Below are 3,129 nucleotides of genomic sequence, written 5' to 3'. Positions count from 1 at the left end.
CGGCCCGACCGGCCCCACAGCCGCCGCGCGGGGCTCTCAGGGTTCCCTGGGTTCGCCGGGTTCTCTCGACTCCCTGGGTTCGCAGGGTTCCCAAGGTTCGCTGGGTTCGTCGGGCTCCCTGGGCTCCCCGGACTTCCTGGACTCCCTGGGTTCGTCAGGTTCGCCGGACTATGCGAGCTCCCCGACCTCCCCGACCGCTGCGGGCTCTGTGAGTTCCCCGGGTTCCCCGACCGCCCCGAGCTCCCCGGGCTATGCGAGCTCCCCGACCTCTGCGGGCTCTGCGGGCTCTGCGGGCTCTGTGAGTTCCCCGGGTTCCCCGAGCTCCCCGGGCTATGCGAGCTCCCCGACCTCTGCGGGCTCCCCGGGCTCCCCGGGTTCCCCGAGCTCTGCGGGCTCCCTGAGCTCCCCGAGCGCCCCGGCCCCCCACTTCCCCGACCAGCGCGACCGCGCAAGGCGGGTTCCTCCCGTCGGCGCTGCCGTCCCCGTCCCCGCCCCGGAGCAGCACGACCGGGCCGCGGCAGTCGTCGACTCCGCCGCCCGGTGTCCCGTCGCCCATGGGGCCGGGAATCTGCTGGACCTCCCTCCCGGTCCACCGCCCGGCCAGCCCGACAACCGTGCGTACGCCACCGACCTCCCCACCCTGCACCGTCTCGCCGAGGACTTCGTACGCCTCCACCACCGCGAGATGCCGGCCCACGGCGACCCAGGGCCCCGGCTCGCCGCCGTGCACGCCGAGATCGACGCCACCGGCACGTACCGCCACACCCCCGGCGAACTCGCCTTCGGTGCCCGCGTCGCCTGGCGCAACAGCAACCGCTGCATCGGCCGCCTCTACTGGAATTCGCTGCGGGTCCGCGACCGCCGCCACATCAGCGATGCCGACACCGTCGCCCGCGAGTGCGCCGACCACCTTCGCGAGGCGGGCAACGGCGGCCGGATCCGCCCGCTGATCACCGTCTTCGCCCCCGACACCCCGGCCCGCCCCGGCCCCCGCATCTGGAACGAACAGCTGGTCAGGTACGCCGGTTACACCGCCGCCGGCGGCGCCGTCGTCGGCGACCCGCGCAATGCAGGCCTCACCGAACTCGCCATGCGGCTCGGGTGGCGCGGCGGTCCCGGCAGCCCCTTCGACGTACTGCCGCTGATCGTGCAGGGCAGCGACGACAAGCCGCAGCTGTACGAGCTGCCCGCCGACGCCGTCCTCGAAGTACCGCTCCAGCACCCCGAGGACACCTGGGCCCAGGAGTGGGGGCTGCGCTGGCACGCGGTTCCCGCGATCTCCCACATGTGCCTGGAGATCGGCGGCATCTGCTACCCCTGCGCACCCTTCAACGGCTGGTACATGGGCACCGAGATAGGCGCCCGCGACCTTGCCGACGCCGACCGCTACAACCTGCTGCCACCCCTCGCGGAGCGCCTCGGGCTCGACGTCACCACCGACCGTTCGCTGTGGAAGGACCGGGCGCTGGTGGAGCTCAACCGGGCTGTCCTGCACTCCTTCGACCGCGCGGGCATCACCATCGCCGACCACCACACCGAGTCGGAACGCTTCCTCACCCACCTCGACCGCGAGGAGGCCAAGGGCCGGGAGGTGGCCGCCGACTGGTCGTGGATCGTGCCGCCCATGTCGAGTGCGGCGACGCCGGTCTTCCACCGGACGTACGACAACACCGAGCTCTCGCCGCTGTTCACGCACCACGAGGACGCGCTCGTACGGGCGCGGGGTGCGGGGACGGCCCCGGTCCGAGCGGCGGCCCGCCCGGGCGGTCCCCTTCCTGTCGGTCCCGCCGAGGGCGGTCTCACCGAGGGCGGTCTCACCGAGGGTGGTCTAGACCGCCCTGCTACCGTCGGCCCCCGTACGAACACGGACCCCCGTACCCACACGAACTCGCGGAAAGGGGCTGCACGGTGAGCAGCAGCACGGCATCGGGAGCACATCCGGAGAAGGCCCGCCCCGAGCAGGCAGGACCCGAGCCGCAACGCCCCGGGCAGGCCCGCGCCTTCATCGGCTCCTTCACCTCCGCGGGCGGGCGCGGTCTCCTCACCGCCGCGGTGAATCCGGAGACGGGCGCGCTCACGGTGCTCGGCGCGACCGACGCCGTCGCCGACCCGTCGTACCTGGCCCTCGCGCCGGGCGGGCAGGTCCTGTACGCGGTGAGCGAGACCGACCAGGGTGCGGTCGCCGCGTTCGGCACCGCCGACGCGGTGGCCCGCCCGCTGGGCGAGCCGGTACCGGTCGGCGGTGGCTCGCCCACCCACCTCGCACTCGCCGGCGCGCACCTGGTGGCCGCGAACTACGGTTCCGGCAGCGTCACCGTCCTCCCGCTGCGCGCCGACGGCGCCCCCGACAAGCCGTCCTGCGTCCTGCACCACCACGGCAGCGGCCCCGACCGGAGCCGCCAGGAGGGCCCGCACGCCCACCAGGTGCTGCCGGACCCGTCCGGCCGCTGGGTGCTGAGCGTCGACCTCGGCACCGACTCGGTGCGGGTCTGCGCGCTCGCCGCGGACACCGGCACCCTGAGCGTGCGTACCGAGGTCGCCCTGCGGCCCGGCACGGGCCCCCGCCACCTGGCCTTCCACCCGGCGGGCACGCACGCGTACGTCGTGGGCGAGCTGACGCCGACCCTCACCGCCTGCCGCTGGGAAGCGACCACAGGCACCCTCACGCCGCTCTGTGAGGTCTCCCTGCTGCCCGACCCGCCCGAGGCCCCCAGCTACGCGTCCGAGGTCGTCGTCGCCCCCGACGGGCGCTTCCTGTGGGTCGCCAACCGCGGCCACGACAGCATCTCCGTGTTCGCCCTCTCCGCCGACGGCGCGCAGCCCGAACTCCGCGCCACCGTGCCGTGCGGCGGCCACTGGCCGCGCGACCTGGCCCTGGACCCGGCCGGCCGGCACCTGTACGCGGCCAACGAGCGCTCAGGGGACGTCACCTGGTTCGACATCGACGCGGAGACCGGGGTGCCGCGGCGGGCGGGCTCGGTCGAGGCCCCGGCGGCGTCCTGCGTGGTCTTCGGCTGAGCCCGTCCGGTAAGAGCTGAGCCCGCGCACGTACAAGCAGCGACAGAGAACAGCGACAGAGAACAGCGACAGGGAACGGCTGCGGAGAACGGCTGCGGAGAAACGGAGAAG

Annotated in this window: 2 protein-coding genes; both read left to right on the top strand. The window is 74.1% G+C overall.

Annotated elements, in window-relative coordinates; genetic code table 11:
* The first annotated feature begins 298 nt into the window (after positions 1 to 298).
* A complete protein-coding gene (locus tag ACWGIG_RS38125; RefSeq protein WP_453326312.1) occupies positions 299 to 1,912 on the top strand; it encodes a nitric oxide synthase oxygenase in 1,614 nt (537 codons plus the stop codon).
* 92 nt (positions 1,913 to 2,004) lie between these two features.
* Positions 2,005 to 3,018, top strand: a complete 1,014-nt coding sequence (locus ACWGIG_RS38120) for a lactonase family protein (RefSeq protein ID WP_453326313.1) — start codon at positions 2,005 to 2,007, stop codon at positions 3,016 to 3,018.
* Positions 3,019 to 3,129: the final 111 nt, after the last annotated feature.

Source organism: Streptomyces sp. NPDC054863 (assembly GCF_053610825.1).
The sequence above is the reverse complement of the archived record's forward strand: the minus strand, read 5'-3'. Positions and strand labels throughout refer to the sequence as shown.